The 17,511-nt window shown below is 69.1% G+C and carries 16 protein-coding genes; 8 read left to right on the forward strand and 8 right to left on the reverse strand.

The genetic code is table 11. The features are described from left to right. Positions 1-51: 51 nt before the first annotated feature. From ACFU5M_RS31380 to ACFU5M_RS31390, 3 genes are all read right to left on the reverse strand, one after another. The gene (locus tag ACFU5M_RS31380; RefSeq protein ID WP_379054661.1) at positions 52-576 is read right to left on the reverse strand and encodes a hypothetical protein; all 525 of its coding nucleotides are present in this window, start codon (positions 574-576) and stop codon (positions 52-54) included. Positions 577-748: 172 nt separating this feature from the next. Continuing rightward, positions 749-4,324, reverse strand: a complete 3,576-nt coding sequence (gene cobN / locus ACFU5M_RS31385) for a cobaltochelatase subunit CobN (protein ID WP_379054663.1) — start codon at positions 4,322-4,324, stop codon at positions 749-751. 133 nt (positions 4,325-4,457) lie between these two features. Beyond that, complete coding sequence (locus ACFU5M_RS31390; protein ID WP_379054665.1) at positions 4,458-5,144, reverse strand: TetR/AcrR family transcriptional regulator; 687 nt, start codon at positions 5,142-5,144, stop codon at positions 4,458-4,460. A 103-nt stretch (positions 5,145-5,247) separates the two neighbouring features. Here ACFU5M_RS31390 and ACFU5M_RS31395 point away from each other — a divergent pair, with 103 nt between their 5' ends. After that, entirely contained in the window at positions 5,248-6,813 is a 1,566-nt protein-coding gene (locus ACFU5M_RS31395; protein ID WP_379054667.1) for an MFS transporter, read from the forward strand. A gap of 233 nt (positions 6,814-7,046) precedes the next feature. Here ACFU5M_RS31395 and ACFU5M_RS31400 read toward each other — a convergent pair whose 3' ends face one another. The 3 genes from ACFU5M_RS31400 to ACFU5M_RS31410 form a co-directional block, all read right to left on the reverse strand. Continuing rightward, positions 7,047-7,487, reverse strand: coding sequence for a nuclear transport factor 2 family protein (locus ACFU5M_RS31400; protein WP_379054669.1), 441 nt, complete (start codon positions 7,485-7,487; stop codon positions 7,047-7,049). 9 nt (positions 7,488-7,496) lie between these two features. Then, positions 7,497-8,297, reverse strand: a complete 801-nt coding sequence (locus ACFU5M_RS31405) for an SAM-dependent methyltransferase (RefSeq protein ID WP_379054671.1) — start codon at positions 8,295-8,297, stop codon at positions 7,497-7,499. Between the two features lie 133 nt (positions 8,298-8,430). After that, entirely contained in the window at positions 8,431-9,492 is a 1,062-nt protein-coding gene (locus ACFU5M_RS31410) for a hypothetical protein (RefSeq protein WP_379054673.1), read from the reverse strand. A 243-nt stretch (positions 9,493-9,735) separates the two neighbouring features. Here ACFU5M_RS31410 and ACFU5M_RS31415 point away from each other — a divergent pair, with 243 nt between their 5' ends. Continuing rightward, complete coding sequence (locus tag ACFU5M_RS31415; RefSeq protein ID WP_379054675.1) at positions 9,736-10,755, forward strand: alpha/beta hydrolase; 1,020 nt, start codon at positions 9,736-9,738, stop codon at positions 10,753-10,755. Positions 10,756-10,802: 47 nt separating this feature from the next. Then, a complete protein-coding gene (cobG, locus tag ACFU5M_RS31420; RefSeq protein WP_379054677.1) occupies positions 10,803-11,990 on the forward strand; it encodes a precorrin-3B synthase in 1,188 nt (395 codons plus the stop codon). 21 nt (positions 11,991-12,011) lie between these two features. On the opposite strand, the gene ddaH is transcribed toward cobG, so the two are convergent. Further along, a complete protein-coding gene (ddaH, locus tag ACFU5M_RS31425; protein ID WP_379054679.1) occupies positions 12,012-12,857 on the reverse strand; it encodes a dimethylargininase in 846 nt (281 codons plus the stop codon). Positions 12,858-12,992: 135 nt separating this feature from the next. Here ddaH and ACFU5M_RS31430 point away from each other — a divergent pair, with 135 nt between their 5' ends. The 5 genes from ACFU5M_RS31430 (at position 12,993) to ACFU5M_RS31450 (ending at position 16,749) form a co-directional block, all read left to right on the forward strand. After that, positions 12,993-13,430 (forward strand): Lrp/AsnC family transcriptional regulator, encoded by a 438-nt coding sequence (locus ACFU5M_RS31430; protein WP_039798370.1) that lies wholly within the window; start codon positions 12,993-12,995, stop codon positions 13,428-13,430. A 102-nt stretch (positions 13,431-13,532) separates the two neighbouring features. Next, complete coding sequence (locus ACFU5M_RS31435) at positions 13,533-14,168, forward strand: precorrin-8X methylmutase (protein WP_379054682.1); 636 nt, start codon at positions 13,533-13,535, stop codon at positions 14,166-14,168. Next, positions 14,165-15,733, forward strand: a complete 1,569-nt coding sequence (cobJ, locus tag ACFU5M_RS31440) for a precorrin-3B C(17)-methyltransferase (protein ID WP_379054684.1) — start codon at positions 14,165-14,167, stop codon at positions 15,731-15,733. Before ACFU5M_RS31435 ends, cobJ begins: the two co-directional genes overlap by 4 nt. Before the next feature lie 32 nt (positions 15,734-15,765). Beyond that, positions 15,766-16,161 (forward strand): hypothetical protein, encoded by a 396-nt coding sequence (locus ACFU5M_RS31445; RefSeq protein WP_379054686.1) that lies wholly within the window; start codon positions 15,766-15,768, stop codon positions 16,159-16,161. A 57-nt stretch (positions 16,162-16,218) separates the two neighbouring features. Then, positions 16,219-16,749, forward strand: coding sequence for a PadR family transcriptional regulator (locus ACFU5M_RS31450; RefSeq protein ID WP_379054688.1), 531 nt, complete (start codon positions 16,219-16,221; stop codon positions 16,747-16,749). Between the two features lie 20 nt (positions 16,750-16,769). Here the strand turns inward: ACFU5M_RS31450 and ACFU5M_RS31455 are convergent, their stop codons facing one another. Next, the gene (locus ACFU5M_RS31455) at positions 16,770-17,507 is read right to left on the reverse strand and encodes a cobalt-precorrin-6A reductase (RefSeq protein WP_379054690.1); all 738 of its coding nucleotides are present in this window, start codon (positions 17,505-17,507) and stop codon (positions 16,770-16,772) included. Positions 17,508-17,511: the final 4 nt, after the last annotated feature.

Below are 17,511 nucleotides of genomic sequence, written 5' to 3' on the forward strand. Positions count from 1 at the left end.
GGTGCCAGGGCACCGAGCGCGGCCGATGGCGCACTCCGATTCAGTCCAGCACTACCGGCTGGCGCCCGCGGCGGCGCCGATGAGGCCGCCGACCACGCAGCCGGGGAACACCCCGACGATGAAGAACACGAGACCGACCAGCGCCCCGATGGCACAGCCGATCGCCACCCCACCCAGTGTGGACCCCGCGTCACCGATGAACTGCGGCGCGCCCGGTTCCGGAATGGCGGCTCCGACCGGACTCAAGGTCAATGTCGTCCCGGCCGCATCGATGTCCGGCGCCACTTCGACTTGCTGGCCGAACATGGACACCATGGTCGTTGGCACCGTGGTCACGACCGATCCGTCCGGCCCGAGCACCGCGATCCCCCCCGGCGTGCGGGCGAACATCCCGGAGTCGAGCGTGACCGCGACGCTCGTCCGGTCCGGCGCGACGGACGCGGTGTAGGCGACACCGCTGTCGTTCCCGCTCACCACGGGGTCGTAGATCTCGGCTTGCCCGTACGCCGTCGCCGCGGTCACCCCGGTGGCGGCAATGGTCAGCAGCGTGGTCGCAACCAATTCTCTGAACTTCATGAGCCTTCCCATCCTCAGCAGATTCGATCTGTCGTTACCTGGGTACAGCCGTGAAACACTAGCGATTATAGGCGTTGGGCATCACCATTTCCGGCACTTGCGAATGTCCGAAATGTCTTGCCCGCCAGACTATTCGGCGACCATCCAGGAGATGACGGAGGGCGGCTCCCTGCTACTCCAGCTCCCCTTCGGTCTCCAAGTAGACCCGCCGCAGCCGATCGAGCGTGTCCTGTTCGGGGTGTTCCCACAGTTTCCGCTCGGCCGCCTCCAGCAGCCGCTCGGCAATGCCGTGCAGCGCCCAAGGATTGGACTGCTCCATGAACTTCCGGTTCACCTCGTCGAAAACGTAGCTCTCCGACAGCTTTTCGTACATCCAATCGGCCACCACGTTGGTGGTGGCGTCGTAGCCGAACAAGTAGTCGACGGTCGCCGCCATTTCGAACGCGCCCTTGTAGCCGTGCCTGCGCATGGCCTCGAGCCACCGGGGGTTCACCACGCGGGCCCGGAACACCCGCGCCGTCTCCTCGGACAGCGTCCGGGTGCGCACCGCGTCCGGGCGGGTGCTGTCGCCGATGTAGGCCTCCGGATTCTTGCCCGTCAGCGCGCGCACCGTCGCGACCATGCCGCCGTGGAACTGGAAATAGTCGTCGGAGTCGGCGATATCGTGCTCGCGGGTGTCGGTGTTCTTGGCCGCCACGGCGATCCGGCGATACGCGCCGCGCATGTCCTCGGCGGCAGGCGCGCCGTCGAGGTCGCGTCCGTAGGCGTAGCCGCCCCAGGTGGTGTACACCTGCGCGAGGTCGTCGTCGGTGCGCCAGCTCTTCGCATCGATCAGCTGCAACAGCCCGGCACCGTAGGTGCCGGGCTTGGAGCCGAAGATACGGGTGGTGGCGCGCCGCCGGTCGCCGTGCTCGGCGAGATCGGCCTGGGCATGCGCCCGCACGTAGTTCGCCTCGTCCGGCTCGGCCAGCTCGGCGACCAGACGCACCGCATCGTCCAGCAGAGCGAGCACGTGCGGGAACGCGTCCCGGAAGAAGCCGCTGATACGGACCGTCACATCGATGCGGGGACGACCCAGTTCCTCGAGCGAGATCACCTCGAGCGTCCTGACGCGGCGGCTCGCCTCGTCCCAGACGGGCCGGACGCCCAACAATGCGAGCACCTCGGCGATGTCGTCGCCGGAGGTGCGCATGGCGGAGGTCCCCCAGACCGACAGGCCCACCGACCGCGGGTACTCGCCGTGGTCAGCGCGGTAACGCTCCAGCAGGGATTCCGCCATGGCCTGTCCGGTCTCCCAGGCCAGGCGGGACGGCACGGCCTTGGGATCGACCGAGTAGAAATTGCGTCCGGTCGGCAGGACGTTGATCAGGCCGCGCAATGGCGAGCCGCTCGGGCCTGCCGGGATGAACCCTCCGTCGAGCGCGTGCAGCACCCGGTCGATCTCCACGCCGGTCTGTCGCAGCCGCGGCACCACCTCGGTGGCCGCGAACCGCAGCACCCCGCGCACCTCCGGGTCGTCGCTGACGCCGTCCACCGCCTCGGGCGACCAGTCCGCCGCTTGCAATGCCGCGACCAGCGCGCGGGCGCGGTCCTCCACGGCGTCCACGCGCTCGCGCGCCTCCCCGCCCGACTCGTCCAGACCGAGGGCTTCGCGCAGGCCCGGCACGGTACGCTCGCCACCCCACAGCTGGCGCGCGCGGAGCATGGCCAGCACCAGGTCGAGTTCACTTTCCCCCGCCGGGGCTTGTCCCAGAATGTGCAGGCCGTCGCGGATCTGCACGTCCTTGATCTCGCACAGCCAGCCGTCGACGTGCAACAGCATGTCGTCGAACGAGTCCTCGTCCGGACGCTCGGTGAGGCCGAGGTCGTGGTCCATCGCGGCGGCGCGCATCAGGGTCCAGATCTGCTGGCGGATGGCGGGCAGCTTGGCCGGGTCCAGCGCGGAGATGTTGGCGTGCTCGTCGAGCAGCTGCTCCAGACGCGCGATGTCGCCGTAGCTTTCGGCACGGGCCATCGGCGGGATCAGGTGATCCACCAGGGTGGCGTGCGCGCGCCGCTTGGCCTGGGTGCCCTCGCCGGGGTCGTTCACCAGGAAGGGATAGATCAGCGGCAGGTCACCGAGGGCCGCATCGGTTCCGCAGGAAGCCGACATGCCCAGCGTCTTGCCCGGCAGCCACTCCAGGTTCCCGTGCTTGCCCAGGTGCACCATCGCGTCCGCGCCGAAACCTTCGGGCGCGCTGAGCCACCGGTAGGCCGCCAAGTAGTGGTGGCTCGGGGGCAGATCGGGGTCGTGATAGATCGCGACGGGGTTCTCGCCGAAACCGCGCGGCGGCTGCACCATGAGCACGACATTGCCGAAACGCAGAGCGGCGATGACGATCTCGCCGCCCGGGTCGGACGAGCGGTCGACGTAGAGTTCGCCCGGCGGCGGGCCCCATGCTTCCACGACGGCGTCGCGCAGGTCGCCGGGCAGGGTGTCGAACCAGGCCGCGTAGGTGGCCGCGCCGATACGAATCGGGTTGCCCTCGAGCTGTTCGGCGGTCAGCCAGTCGGGGTCCTGGCCACCTGCCGCGATCAGTGCGTGGATGAGGGCGTCACCGTCCCGCTCGTCCAGGCCGGGGACCTCACCGGGCGCACCGAGATCGTAACCGGCGGCGCGCATTTCGGTGAGCAGCCGGATCGCGCTGGCCGGGGTGTCCAGACCGACGGCGTTGCCGATGCGCGCGTGCTTGGTCGGATAAGCCGACAGCATGACCACGATGCGCTTGTGCGCGGCCGGGATGTGGCGCAGCCGCGCGTAGCGAGTCGCGATGCCCGCGACCCGGGCGGCGCGCTCGGGATCGGGGACGTAGGTGGACAGGCCGTCTGCGTCGAATTCCTTGAACGAGAACGGGACCGTGATGATCCGTCCGTCGAACTCCGGCACGGCGACCTGGGTGGCGACGTCCAGCGGTGACAGCCCGTCGTCGTTGGCCTCCCACTGGGCGCGGCCGGTGGTCAGGCACAGCCCTTGCAGGATGGGCACGTCCAGGTCCGCGAGCGCGCCGACATCCCAAGCCTCGTCCTCGCCGCCCGCCGACGCGGTGGCCGGCTTGGTGCCGCCGGCCGCCAGCACCGTCACCACCAGCGCGTCGGCCCGGCGCAGAGTCGCGATCAACTCGGGTTCGGCGGTGCGCAGCGACGCGCAGTACAGTGGCAGCGCCCGCGCACCCGCTTGTTCGATCGCGGTGCACAGCGCATCGACATAGGCGGTGTTGCCCGCCAGATGCTGGGCGCGATAGTAGATCACCGCCACGGTCGGCCCGTCGGCCTGCTCGGTGGCGACCCGGTCGAGCTCGCCCCAGCTGGGCAATTGAATCGGGGGCTCGAAACCGTGGCCGGTCAGCAGCACCGTATCGGACAGGAAATTGTGCAGCTGGCGCAGATTCTCTGGGCCACCGGCGGCGAGATAGTTGTGCGCGTCGGCCGCGACGCCGCCCGGAACGGTGGAGCATTCCATCAGTTCGGCGTCCGGGGCGATCTCGCCGCCGAGCGCGACGAGCGGAATCCCGCTCGCACGCAGCGTCTCCAGCCCGTCCTCCCAGGCCCGCTTGCCGCCGAGGATGCGCACGATCACCAGATCGGCGCCGTCGAGCAGGCCGGGCAGGTCCTCGACCAGAAGGCGAGCCGGGTTCGCCCAGCGGTAGTCGGCGCCGCTGGCGCGGGCACTCAGCAGATCGGTGTCGGACGTGGACAACAGCACAATCACGGGTGGCAGCCTTCCTCGGGTGACGCGCCCATCGGGGGGTTCGCTGCTCGCCGGGGAGGGTCTGGCTTTCTACAGTGGCGCGACCGCACCGGACTTCCACCGGTTTCCTCGTCGTCCGCCGAGCACGCCGATGCTACCTGTCGTTCGGATCGACCTCGTCCACGCATCCGGCCCGCTCCGGCCCGCGGCGGTCGCGGTCGCTCGACCGGGCGGCCAAGAAGTCGTCGACGAGCCGCGCGCATTCGGCGGGGGTGGTCGGTGCGAGTCCGACCAGTCTGGCGAAGACGATCGGGCCGACGAGCTGTGTCAGCGCCGGCGTCACGTCGAACTCGCCGAGTTGCGCGCGCACTTCCGGATCGCCGAACAGCTGGTCGAACGGCTTGCGGTATTGCTCGATGAGTCGCTGGCGCAGGGAGGTCAACGCCGGGCCCGTACCGGAGGCGCCGCGCTCGCCGGTGGCCAGCCACGCCAGCGTGGAGATCTGTAGCGGAGCGTCGTTGACGACCGCGGCCTGCCTGCTGAGCAGTTCGATCAGCCGTTGCCGCAGCGGACCGGCGGGCGGCGCCTCGATGACCGGAGGGAGCAGGCGCTCGAGCGTGGCGGCACGCAATTGCACGGCGTTGTCGAAATGCCGGTACAGCGTTGTCCGCGCGACCTTCGACATGGTCGTGACCGCCTCGACGGTAACCGCTTCCAGCCCACCGGTTTTCAGCAGCGCGGTCGCGGCATCGAGCAACCTGGCACGGGAGCGCAGCTTGCGCGGGTCGACATCCTCCTCGCGAGCGATCTCGCGCGGCGAGGGGTCGGCAGCACCGGTCATGAGTCGAACAATCCTCCTCCGCTCCGTCTATCACCACCCGGCCTACTTATGATACTGATAGTAGCGTAACGATACTGACAGTTTCGTTTTGCCGGGAGGCGCCATGGAGTCGACCGAGTCGACCACGACACGTTTGTCGGCCGTCCAGCGGTGGACGCTCGCGATGTCCTGCCTCGCCGTGGCGCTGGTCATCGCGTCGATGGCGGCCTTGTACACCGCGCTGCCGGAGGTCGCCGCCGTGACCGGCGCCAGCCAGCAGCAGTTGACCTGGATCGTCGACGGCTACACCCTCGCTCTGGCGTGCCTGGTTCTTCCTGCGGGCGCGCTGGGCGACCGTTACGGGCGGCGCGCGGCGCTGATCGTCGGGCTCTTCGTGTTCGCCGCGGCCTCGGCGGTGCCGCTACTGCTGGACACACCCGGCTGGCTGATCGCCGCCCGGGCGGTGGCCGGAGTGGGGGCCGCCCTCGTCATGCCGTCGACGCTCGCCTTGATCACCGCCGGGTTCCCGGAGGCACGCCGGGGCACCGCCGTCGGGCTGTGGGCGGGCGTCGCGGGCGCCGGCGCGGTGCTCGGCATCCTCGGCTCGGGTCTACTGCTGGAGCGCTGGTCGTGGGTATCGATCTTCCTCGCCATGACCGTCGCTGGACTGGTGCTACTGATCGCCGGGTTCACCCTGCCGGAATCGGTGGACCCGGCTCCCCCGAAGATGGACCTGTGGGGCACGGTCACCGCGGCGAGCGCCGTCGGATTGCTCGTGGTCGCCGCCATTCAAGCGCCCGAACGGGGATGGCTGGATCCGGTGGTGATCGGCATCGCCATCACGGCGGCGCTGGCGAGCACGGCGTTCGTCCTGATCGAGTTGCGGGTGGCGCATCCGCTGCTGGACGTGCGCCTGTTCGCCGACCGCGGGTTCGGCGCGGGCACCGCCACGGTGACCCTGCAGTTCCTGGTGTGCTTCGGAACCTTCCTGCTGCTCGTGCAGTTCCTCCAGTTGATCCTCGGGTACCGGCCGCTGACCTCGGCATTGGCCATGGCGCCGATGATCGTGCCGATGGTGGTGATCTCGGCGGTAGCCCCCCGGCTCGCCGAACGGGTCGGCCTGCGCTGGCCGACCTTCACCGGACTGACGGTCATCGGGATCGCGCTGATCGCGTTGTCCCGGCTCGACGCACACAGCACTTATGTCGATCTGCTGTGGCCGTTGTTGATCATGAGCAGCGGCACCGGCCTGTGCACCGCGCCCGCGACCGCGGCGATCATCGCGGGCACTCCGGTGGAGAAGCACGGCATCGCCGCCGCGGTGAACGACGCGGCGCGCGAAGTGGGCGCGGCCGTCGGCATCGCGGTCGCAGGCAGCATCCTCGCCGCCGGGTACAGCGACCGCATCGCGCCCGCCCTGCCCCGCCTGCCCGAGCAGATCCGCGGACCGGTCGGCGACTCGCTGGCCGCGGCGTTGCAGGTCACCGAGCGGGCGGGACCGTCAGCCGCACCACTGGCCGAGGTCGCCGAGTCGGCCTTCGTCCACGGAGCACAGCAATCCGCGCTGGCCCTGGGCATACTCACCTTCGCCGCCGCGGTCCTGGTCGGTGTGTGGGCTCCCGGACGGTCACGCACGGCAGCGCTGCCCGCGGCCGCTCGATCGGAGGCGCAGCCCAGCAAGACACCGTGATCGACGCTTCGGCCCTCGGCGACACCGCGTCACCGGCCGCTGCTGCATCCAGTCGCCGAGCACGCCGGGAGCGCAGTCGCCCCCAGGGGCAACGCTTCGATCATGGAATTGCTACCGGACGCCGACTTCGGCGTCGAGATGTCAGGAACTGCGCCTGCGACCGACGAGTGCACATCGGATCGTAATAGGTTTCCCGCGCGAGACTTCGGGTGAGAACGATCATCCACGCATACCTAGACCAGGTCGGCGTTGCCGTCGATCACTTTGAGCTGGTAATGGAACCGGTTGACCCGCCACCCGTCCGCCGTGCGTTCGACGCCGAGGGAGTAGCTGCCGACGAAGGTTCGGGTCTTGCCCTCGACCGCGGTGTTCTTGACGTGCACCGCGATGGCGTCCGCGTGCACGTGCGCCGTGTCACCCTCCAGATCGATGAGATGGTTGCCCGACTGGTGGTGCACCCCGTCGAGGTCGGCGAGCCCGGTGCGCCAATCCGCGATGATGTCCGCGGCGGCCCGCTCCCCGACCGGCCCGCCGAACCCGCCGTCGAAATCCACGCTCGGCGTGAAGACCTTCGCCGACAAATCTTCCCAGCGCTTCTGATCGGTGTATACGAACATCCTGGTGATTACATCGATGATGGCGAGGCGGTCGGCGAGAGTGGAGATTTCGGACATACGCCGACCCTAGTCGGCGCGCGCGTCCGAGGCCTTGCGGACCACCCCGCCCAGCAGCACCAGCCTGGTGTCCGGAAGATCGTCGCCGAGCCACTGTTGCAACGGAACCACGCCGGGATCGTTCATCTCGAAGCCCTCGAAGAACGACTCGACCACTGCCGGAGATCGATAGACCACTTGGGCCGAGGAATTGGCGGTGTCCGACGACGACTGCGTGATGAAATCCGGATCGCTGTCGGCGGAGCCGTGCGTGAACGCCAGATAACTCCCCGGCGCCATGGCCGCACCCAAGCGGGCGACGATCCCGGCCGGGCCTTCGTCGTCCATCACGAAGTGCAGAACCCCCACGAGCGTGATCGCCACCGGTTCACCGAAGTCGATCATCCCCTCGTTCCGCAGCCGATCGAGAATGTCGTCCGGCCGGCGCACGTCGCCCAGCATGGCCGTGACCCCCTCGGCGCCGGCGAGCAGGGCGCCGCAGTGCGCGTACACGACCGGGTCGAAATCGACGTAGGCGACCCGCGCCGACGGATCGATCTTGTGGGCGACCTCGTGCACGTTCGGTGAAGTCGGGATACCCGCGCCGAGATCGATGAACTGCCGGACCCCCGCCTCGGCGGCCAGCTGGACCGCCTGCACCAGGAATTTGCGACTGAACCAGGCCAAGGTGCGGGTGTCCGGGGCGATCGACAGCATCCGGTGCGCGACCGCGCGATCCACCTCGTAGTTGTCTTTGCCGCCCAGCAGATAGTCGTAGACCCGGGCGGAGTTCGGCAGGTTCGGATCGACGCCCCGTGGTGCTCGCTCCATGCCGGACACCGTACCTCCACGATCGCCCCGGTCATGAACGTAACTTCCCCTCTCCGCCATTCGTCCGCCGAAGAACCTTCGCGGTCGAATGATCTTGGGAGACAGTGCTTTACCGTCACGCAGCAGCTCGTACTCATGCGCCTGCCGCAAGCACCGTGGCCCGCGCCATGAGTTCATCCGCTACCGGGCGGGGGCGACGACCCAGACCGCATGCGCAGGCGACTCCGTCGACCGGGCGGCCCAGCGCATTCTCCAGCACCTGCAACGTCTGCGACTGCTGCGCCTCGGTGGGGACGTCGTGCACCAACCCGGCATAGAAATCGGTGTCCGCTGCCAGAGCCAAATCCCCGAAGGGCGCATAGAATTCGGGCTCGGTCGGCGGCGGTATATCGCCCGCGGCGACCGGGCCGTGCACGAATTGCAGGATGCGCCCCTGTGGCCAGTGCCGGACGACGGAATTGGCCAAATCGACCAGAGGCCGGGCATTACGCAACTTACCCCGCGCTTTGTTGCGCAGGCTGCCGAGGCACAGGTGCACCCCGAAACGAGTCCCCTCGGGAGCGGCCGCGGCCAGCGCGGCGATTCCCTCGCCCAGTCCCAGCGCCCGATCTACCAGCCGGTGCGATGGCTGCGCCCCGGCCATGAGCACCAGCTCCGCGGTGGCCTCGAGCTGCACGACGACGTCGTCGCCTGCCAGCTCGCGGATGGCCGTGATGTCGCGCACGGTGGCGTCGAAGAAGGCTCGGCGATAGCGCCGCAGACCGGTGGCTCCCATGGCGATGAACGTCAGGGTGAAGTCGGTCGGCATCCCGATCTGGAGCGCGAGGCCCGGCGACTCGCACCGGCCGCGCAGTCCACGGAGAATCGGCAGCGCCTCCCGGGCCTCCCGGAGATATCCGAGATCCATACATCCACCAAGCAAATCGGCGCCGCGAGCGGCACGGTGGATCGTCCGATCCCGGCTCGATCGCCACGTCCCCGGCTTCTTCACCGCCAGCACCCCTTGGGTGACCAGGTCTTCGATGATCGGTTGGATATAGAACTCGTAGCGCCGGGTCTCCCCCGTCGGCAGGGTACGCAGCCGCGGCCCCGCGCTTTCCAGCATGGCCCGCATCGCGACGTCCGTGCTCTCGGCCGGAAAACTTCCGACGAAGTGCACCGTTCGCGTACCCGTCCCTTGTCTCGTCGCACCCACGATCCCGCGCTCCTCGTTCACCGCGTCGTCCCGGGCATCCGCTCTCCCGACGCCATGTCGGGCGCGGCCGGGCGCACGCGTGCGTCCTCAACTATGCGATGGTCACCGAACATTGTGTGCGATATCGTCGTTCGCCGATGGTTCGGAATCTTTTGCCGGAAGGGCTGTCACAGCGGATTCCGGAATAACGGTTGTCGGCCACAGGTATTGCGCCGCAAAAGATTCGGGCATAGCCTGCGTCGCGTGCGAACCTCGCTACGGTCGATCGTCGCGTCCGCGGCGGCCATGCTGCTCTGTCTGGCACCGAGCACCGCCCACGCCGACGACACCGCGCCGGGCCGCTGCGAAACGGTGTCCGTCCCAGTGCCGCTCGGCGAAATGGCCGGTTCCCTGTGCACTCCCGAGGCAGGCGCCACCGACACCGTCATGGTGCTGATCGCGGGCTCCAACTACAACCACACGTACTGGGATTTCCCCTACGCCCCGGACACCTACAGCTTCCGCCGCGCGATGAACGCCGCCGGCATCGCGACGCTGGTGGTCGATCGACTCGGCAACGGCGCGAGTACCAGGCCGCCGAGCACGCAGGTCACGGCGACGGTCTCCGCCCGCGCCCTGCACGACATCGTGCAGGCGCTGCGCCGAGGACTCGCGGGCGCACCGCCGTTCGGCAAGGTCATCACCGGGGGACATTCACTCAGCTCGGGTATCGACGTCCTGGAAGCGACCACGTACCAGGATGTCGACGGCGTCCTGCTCACCGGCTTCTCCCACACCCTCAACGTGTCCGAAGTCCTCGGCGTGATCTCGACCTACCACCAAGCCGCCGGGGATCCGCACTTCGCCGGGCGGGGCTACGATCCCGGCTACCTGACCACTCGGCCCGGTACCCGCGCGGACGACTTCTTCGCCACCGAGACGGCAGATCCCGAAGTTCTCGCCGTCGATGAAACGACCAAGGAAGTTTTCTCACCGACGGAGTATCCCGACGGCTTGACCTCCACTCTTCCGCCGATGACCAACTTCATCGATGTCCCGGTGCTGGTCGTCAACGGCAGCCTGGACCGGCTCTCCTGCGGCCCCGGTTACGTCGTCTGCGCGGATGCCGCGACATTGCACGCCACCGAAGCGCCGTTCTTCGCCCCGGCGGCACGACTGCGCACCTACGTGCTGCCCGGCAGCGGGCACTCGGTCAATCTCGCACGCAATACCGCCCTGTATCGGGCCGCCGTCCTCGACTGGGTGCAGTCGATCGTGGGGTGACCCGCCGCTCGGTGTGGCGGCCGGTGCGTCCGTAGGCTGGATGCGCTATGACACGACGTGCTCCTGACTCCTGTCCGGGCGTGCTGCGGCTGCACGAGGCAGCCGACGGGCCGCTGGCACGAATTCGCGTGCCCGGCGGTCGTCTCGGTCCCGCCCAGGTGCAGGCACTGGCCGAGGCCGCGCGCGAGCTGGCGGACGGGAACATCGAGCTCACCTCCCGGGGCAACGTCCAATTGCGCCGGGTGCACGACGCCGGGGCGCTGACCGACCGGCTCACGGCCGCCGGCCTGCTGCCGAGCAACACCCACGAACGGGTGCGCAACGTCATCGCCTCGCCGCTGTCCGGCCGGATCGGCGGCCTGGCGGATGTGCACCCGTTGGTTGCCGCGCTCGACACCGGCCTGCGCGCGGCGCCGCGGCTGGCCGGCCTGCCCGGCCGGGTGCTGTTCACCCTCGACGACGGACGCGGCGATGTCAGTGGGCTCGGCCCCGACATCGGGATACACGCGGCCGGGACGGACGAGTTCGCGCTGCTGCTCGCGGGCGGCGACAGCGGCCTGCGGCTCTCCGCCGCCGACGCGGTCGACATCATGCTCGCCGCCGCGCACGCCTTCCTGGACCTGCGCGGCGACGACGCGGGCCGGTGGCGGTTGCACGAGATCGAACACGGCGCCGAACGCGTCGTCGATCGCCTCGGCTTGTCCCCGACCGCCGAAAAACTCGAATTCTCGACCGCACAGAACGTTCCGATCGGATGGCTGGAGCAGGACAACGGATCGGTCGCGCTGGGCGCCGGCGTGCGCCTGGGCTCGCTGCCCGCCCGCATCGCTGAGTTCCTCGCCGCAGTGGATCGACCGATTCTCCTCACGCCGTGGCGCAGCCTGGTGATCACCGACCTGCCGGAGTGGGCGGCCGAACAGGTGGTACGCGTGCTGGCGCCGATGGGGTTGATCTTCGACGCCGACTCGCCGTGGCTGCTGGTCAGCGCTTGCGCCGGACAGCCCGGCTGCGCGAAATCGCATACCGACGTACGGGCCGATGCCGTCGGCGCGATCGACACCGGCCGGGTGCTACCCGGGGCAGCCGATCCGGTCGACGTGCCGCGGACGATGTCCGCGACCGACGTCACGGTGGCCGGGCGTCAGCACTGGTCGGGGTGCGATCGCCGGTGCGGCCGCCCGCAGGGCGAGGTCACCGATATCGTCGCGACCGACCAGGGTTATCGCATCGACTGACCCTCCGGAGGCACCGGGCGGTCACCTGCCATGGATTTCGAGCGTGCAGCACTTGACGGAGCCACCGGCCTTGAGCAACTCGGACATCTCGATCCCGACCGGATGGTAGCCACGGGCGCGCAAAGCTTCGCTGAGATCGGTGGCCGCGCTGCTGAGGAAGACGTGGAAACCGTCGCAGACGCCGTTGAGCCCGAGCACCGCCGCGTCCGCGTCGGTGGCCACGATCGCGTCGGGATAGAGCGCGGCGAGCACCGCGCGCGACGCAGGACTGAAGGCGGGCGGGTAGTAGGCGATGGTTTCGGCGTCCAGCGCGAGCAGCACCGTGTCCAGGTGGTAGAAGCGCGGATCGACCAGTTCCAGCGATATCACGGGCAGCCCGAAGTGGCGCGACACCTCCTCGTGCGCGGCGAGCGAGCTGCGGAACCCCGTTCCGGCCAACAGCCGGTCGCCGACCAGGAGGAAGTCGCCTTCGCCTTCGTTGAATTCCGCGGCGGCCAGCAGATTCGGCAAGCCGTATCGAGCGAACCAGGCGTGGTAGGCCGGGCCTTCCGCGGCGCGCTCCGGGTGGGTGAAGCGGGCCGACATGGCGCGGTCGCCGACGATCAGCCCGCCGTTGGCGGCGAACACCATGTCGGGCAGGCCCGCGATGCCGGGTACCACCTCCACGGTGTGTCCGTGTTGCGCGTAGACGGCGCGCAACGTGTCCCACTGCTCGAGGGCCAGCGAGCGGTCGACGGGTTCGGCGGGATTCATCCAGGGATTGATGGCGTAGGCGACCTCGAAGTAATCGGGACGGCACATCACGAACCGGCGCGGCGACGAACGGCGGGCGACGGACTCGACGGGGAGGGTGGCTACAGACGTCAACGGAACTCCCGGTGTGAGCGTGAATTTTCAGTGATATGACAGTAAATCGCCTAGCATTGCGCCAGAAATGGCGATTCATTGCGTATATCCGGCTCCAGCCATCGATTCATTGCTTCGATTCGGAGAAGGTGTGACGTGGACGACCTCGATCGGCGCATTCTCGAACAACTGCTGAAGAACGCCCGTGCTTCGTTCCAAGAGATCGGTGGCGCGGTCGGGTTGTCCGCGCCCGCGGTGAAACGGCGGGTCGATCGGCTGGTCGCGGGCAAGCAGATCACCGGGTTCACCGCGCTGGTCAATCCCGCGGCGCTGGGCTGGAAGACCGAGGCGTACGTCGAGGTGTACTACCGCGACAACATCTCCCCGGCCGAACTCAAACGCAGTCTGGAACCGATCCCGCAGGTGGTCGGTGTCTGGACCATCGCGGGCGAGGCCGACGCGCTGGTGCACGTGATGGCGACCGACATGGCCGAGATCGAGGTGACCGTGGAACGGATCCGGGAGAACGCGCGGGTCGGGCGTACCCGCAGCGCCATCGTCATGTCCCGGATTCTGGAGCGCCCGCGCACCTGATCCGGCTGCGGCCTCCCGCGCTGGTAGCCGGTGCCCGGCCCGGAATGCGAAGCGCCCGACCCGGACCGATCTGTCCGGACCCGCACCCATAGGGTGGACCGCATGTCCGACGTACGTGCCAGCTACCTCACCGACGGGGCCGAGATCTACCGTCGCTCGTTCGCGACGATTCGCGCCGAGGCCGATCTCAGCGGATTCCCGCCGGATGTGGCGCAGGTGGTCGTGCGGATGATCCACGGCTGCGGTCAGGTGGATCTCGCCACGGACATCGCCTTCTCCCCCGGTGTGGTCGCCTCGGCGCGGGCGGCGCTGCGCGCGGGCGCGCCGATTCTCTGTGACGCGACCATGGTCGCCTCGGGTGTGACCAGGAAACGACTGCCGGCGGGTAACGAGGTCGTCTGCACCCTCGCCGATCCGCGCGTGCCGGAGCTGGCCGCGGCCGCGGGCACCACTCGCTCCGCCGCGGCGCTCGACCTGTGGCGCGACCGTCTCGACGGCGCCGTCGTCGCGATCGGCAACGCGCCGACGGCACTGTTCCATCTGCTCGACCTACTCGACGCGGGAGCGCCCCGGCCCGCCGCCGTACTCGGCATCCCGGTCGGATTCGTCGGCGCGGCCGAATCCAAAGACGCCCTGATCGATTTCGGCGGCGTCGAGTACCTCACGGTACGCGGTAGGCGCGGCGGCAGCGCCATCACCGCGTCCGCGTTGAACGCGATTGCGAGCGAACAGGAATGAGCACTGCGGGCAAGCTGTGGGGCGTCGGGCTCGGACCGGGCGATCCCGAGTTGGTGACGGTCAAAGCGGCGAACGTGATCGGCGCTGCCGACGTCATCGCGTTCCACAGTGCGCGCCACGGCCGCAGCATCTCCCGCCGTATCGCGGCACCGTACATGCGCCCCGGCCAACTGGAAGAGCATCTGGTCTACCCGGTGACCACCGAGACCACCGACCATCCAGGCGGTTACCAGGGTGCGATCGATGAGTTCTACGAACAGGCCGCCGAGCGGCTGGCCGGCCACCTCGCCGCGGGCCGGTCGGTCGCGTTGCTCGCCGCGGGCGACCCGTTGTTCTACAGCTCGTACATGCACATGCACCGGCGGCTGGCCGACCGGTTCGACGCCGAGATAATCCCGGGCATCACCTCCGTGAGCGCGGCATCGGCGGCGCTGGGGACGCCGCTGGTCGAGGGCGAGCAGGTGCTCACCGTGCTGCCGGGCACGATGCCGGTCGAGGAGCTCACCCGGCGGCTGCGCACGACCGACGCGGCCGCGATCATGAAACTGGGACGCACCTACCCCGATGTGCGCCGAGCGCTCTCGGATTCCGGACGACTCGCCGGCGCGTATTACGTCGAACGCGCGAGCACCACCCAGCAGCGCGTGCTGCACGCCGGTGCGGTGGACGACGCGGAGGTGCCCTACTTCGCCATCACCCTCGTGCCGGGTCCCGAGCCGACCACGCCGTTGCCCCGCCTCGAAGCGGAGATGGTGGCGGCTCAGCGGGTCGCCGACGCGGGGACGACCGCGGGCGTCGGTGAGGTCGTGGTGGTGGGACTCGGTCCCGGCGCGCCGGAGTGGACCACCGACGAAGTACGCGCGGCGTTGACCGACGCCACCGATCTGGTCGGCTACACCACCTATCTGAACCGGGTACCCGAGCGCCCGGGGCAGCGTCGGCATGCCAGCGACAACCGGGTCGAGTCCGAGCGCGCGGCGATGGCCTTGGATCTGGCCAAGCGCGGCGCGCGGGTCGCGGTCGTCTCCTCGGGAGATCCCGGGGTGTTCGCGATGGCGGCGGCGGTGCTGGAGGAATCCGGCGACCCGCAGTGGAGTGGAGTGCCGGTACGCGTGCTGCCCGGTCTCACCGCGGCCAACGCGGTGGCCAGCCGGGTGGGCGCACCACTCGGGCACGATTACGCGATGATCTCGCTCTCCGATCGGCTCAAGCCGTGGGAGGTCGTGGCACAGCGTCTCGCCGCTGTGGCGGCGGCCGATATGGCGATCGCGGTCTACAACCCGGCGTCCGCGCAGCGCACCTGGCAGGTGGGCGCGATGCGGGATCTGCTGCTGGAGCATCGCAAGCCGGACACACCCGTCGTCGTCGGGCGCGACGTCGGTGGGCCCACCGAATCCGTCCGGGTGGTTTCGCTCGGCGATCTCGACCCCGACGAGGTGGACATGCGTACGCTGCTGATCATCGGCGCGTCCACCACCACGGCGCGCGAAACCGGCGCGGGCATCCGGGTCTACACCTCCCGCCGCTACGATCGCGCACGCGACGCGGCCGCCGACGGCGCGTAAGATCGCCTGACGCACCGAAGATCGGAGGGACCTTGGCCGCGACACTGCCGGAGCTGACGCTGCGTGCTCGCGCCTTGGAGGCCAGGGCCACCGCAAGCGAACAAGCGCTCGACGAGCAGGGCGAGGTCCTCAATGAACTCGCGGCACTGACCAGAAAGGCCCTCGACGGCATCGGCCGGATCGACCGGCGCGCGGAGACCGCCGGGGAAGCCGTCGGCGAGCTTCGCCGGGATGTCGGAAATCTGCGCGAGAATGTGGGCGAACTCAACCGCAGGGTCACCGTGCTCGAACAAGGACAAGTCCGGCTGGAACAAGGTCAGGCCGCGCTGGCCCGCAGCCAGGCGCAGCTCGAACAGGGCCAGGCGCGACTGGAGCAGGGGATGGCGCAGGTGCTCGCCCGGCTCGACAAGTTGACCGGCGACGCCTGACCCGCCCCTTTCCGGTAACATTCCACTATGGAATGTTGAGAGCGAAGGGAGCAGTCGTTGACCAACACCGCGACCAAGCGCAAACCACTGAACTCGACGGCGGCGTCGTTGCTCGGATTTCTACACGAAGGCCCCATGTCGGGGTGGGATCTGGTGACCGAGGCCCAAAATCGGATCGGCGACTTCTGGACGATCACGCAGAGCCAGGTCTATCGGGAGCTCGCCACGATGGACGCGGCGGGACTCGTCGAGAAGGGCGAGACCGGAGCCAGGGAACGCACGCCCTATCAGATCACCGACGCGGGGCGAGAAGCGTTCCTCGAATGGGTCGCCCGCGATCCGGGCGGGGAGACCATCCGGGTGCCGTTGCTGCTCACGCTCTCCTTCGGAGAGCACCTCGATCGCGGCCGGCTCGACGGCATCGTCGCGGCCAACCGGGAGATCCATCAGGCGCGGCTCACACGGTATCTCGCCGAAGATCCGGCCGGAAAGCCGACATTCGCCCGCGCCACACTCGATTTCGGGATCCGCTACGAGCGGGCGGTGCTGGAGTGGTTCGACCATCTGCCGGAACTGCTCGACAGCTGAACACTGCGGCACACCCGGCTTCAAGAATGCCGAGTTCGCCTGTCGCGCAACCATTTCAGCGCCTGCTCGGATGTTTCCACGACCGGCGCGCCCTCGGGCAGCGGCGGACGGTCCACCACGACAACCGGGATCCCGGCCGCACGGGCGGCGGCGAGTTTGGCTTCGGTCTGCTCACCGCCGCTGTCCTTGGTGACGAGCACGTCGATCCGGTGCTCGGTGAGCAAACGCGTTTCGTCCTCGAACGCGAACGGCCCACGGGCCAGGAGCAGTTCGTGCCGCGGCGGCAGCGCGCCTTCCGGCGGGTCGATGGCCCGGATCAGGAACCATTGCAGGCCCGATCCCGCGAACGCGTCGACGCCCTGCCTGCCGATGGTCAGGAAGACTCGCTCGCCGAGAGCGGCCGTTTCCCTCGCCGCGGCGCGAAGATCGGGTACCCGCACCCACTGGTCCCCCGTCCGCTCCACCCACCTGGGCCGTCGCAGGTGTACCAGCGGCACGCCCGAAACACGCGCGGCCGACGCCGCGTTGACGCTGATGGCCGCGGCGAAGGGGTGGGTCGCATCCACGATCGCCGCCGTGTCGTTGGCCGCGAGCCAGGCGCGCAGCCCCTCGGCGCCGCCGAAACCGCCGACGCGGACCGCGCCCTCCGGCAGCAAGGGTGCGCGCACACGACCGGCGAGCGAGGAGACGATCTCGAATCCTCGCTCGCCGGAAGCGAGATGGGCCAACTCCCGCGCTTCCCGGGTGCTGTCTCTTATACAC

Source organism: Nocardia sp. NPDC057455 (genome assembly GCF_042802775.1).
Taxonomy (GTDB): Bacteria; Actinomycetota; Actinomycetes; order Mycobacteriales; family Mycobacteriaceae; genus Nocardia.

Bases quoted from the DNA above. Each gene is read 5' to 3' on its own strand.
- cobG (WP_379054677.1), top strand. From the start codon at position 10,803: ATGACACGACGTGCTCCTGACTCCTGTCCGGGCGTGCTGCGGCTGCAC.
- ACFU5M_RS31390 (WP_379054665.1), bottom strand. From the start codon at position 5,144: ATGACCGGTGCTGCCGACCCCTCGCCGCGCGAGATCGCTCGCGAGGAG.
- ACFU5M_RS31435 (WP_379054682.1), top strand. From the start codon at position 13,533: ATGTCCGACGTACGTGCCAGCTACCTCACCGACGGGGCCGAGATCTAC.
- ACFU5M_RS31380 (WP_379054661.1), bottom strand. From the start codon at position 576: ATGAAGTTCAGAGAATTGGTTGCGACCACGCTGCTGACCATTGCCGCC.
- cobJ (WP_379054684.1), top strand. From the start codon at position 14,165: ATGAGCACTGCGGGCAAGCTGTGGGGCGTCGGGCTCGGACCGGGCGAT.
- ACFU5M_RS31395 (WP_379054667.1), top strand. From the start codon at position 5,248: ATGGAGTCGACCGAGTCGACCACGACACGTTTGTCGGCCGTCCAGCGG.
- ACFU5M_RS31405 (WP_379054671.1), bottom strand. From the start codon at position 8,297: ATGGAGCGAGCACCACGGGGCGTCGATCCGAACCTGCCGAACTCCGCC.
- ACFU5M_RS31400 (WP_379054669.1), bottom strand. From the start codon at position 7,487: ATGTCCGAAATCTCCACTCTCGCCGACCGCCTCGCCATCATCGATGTA.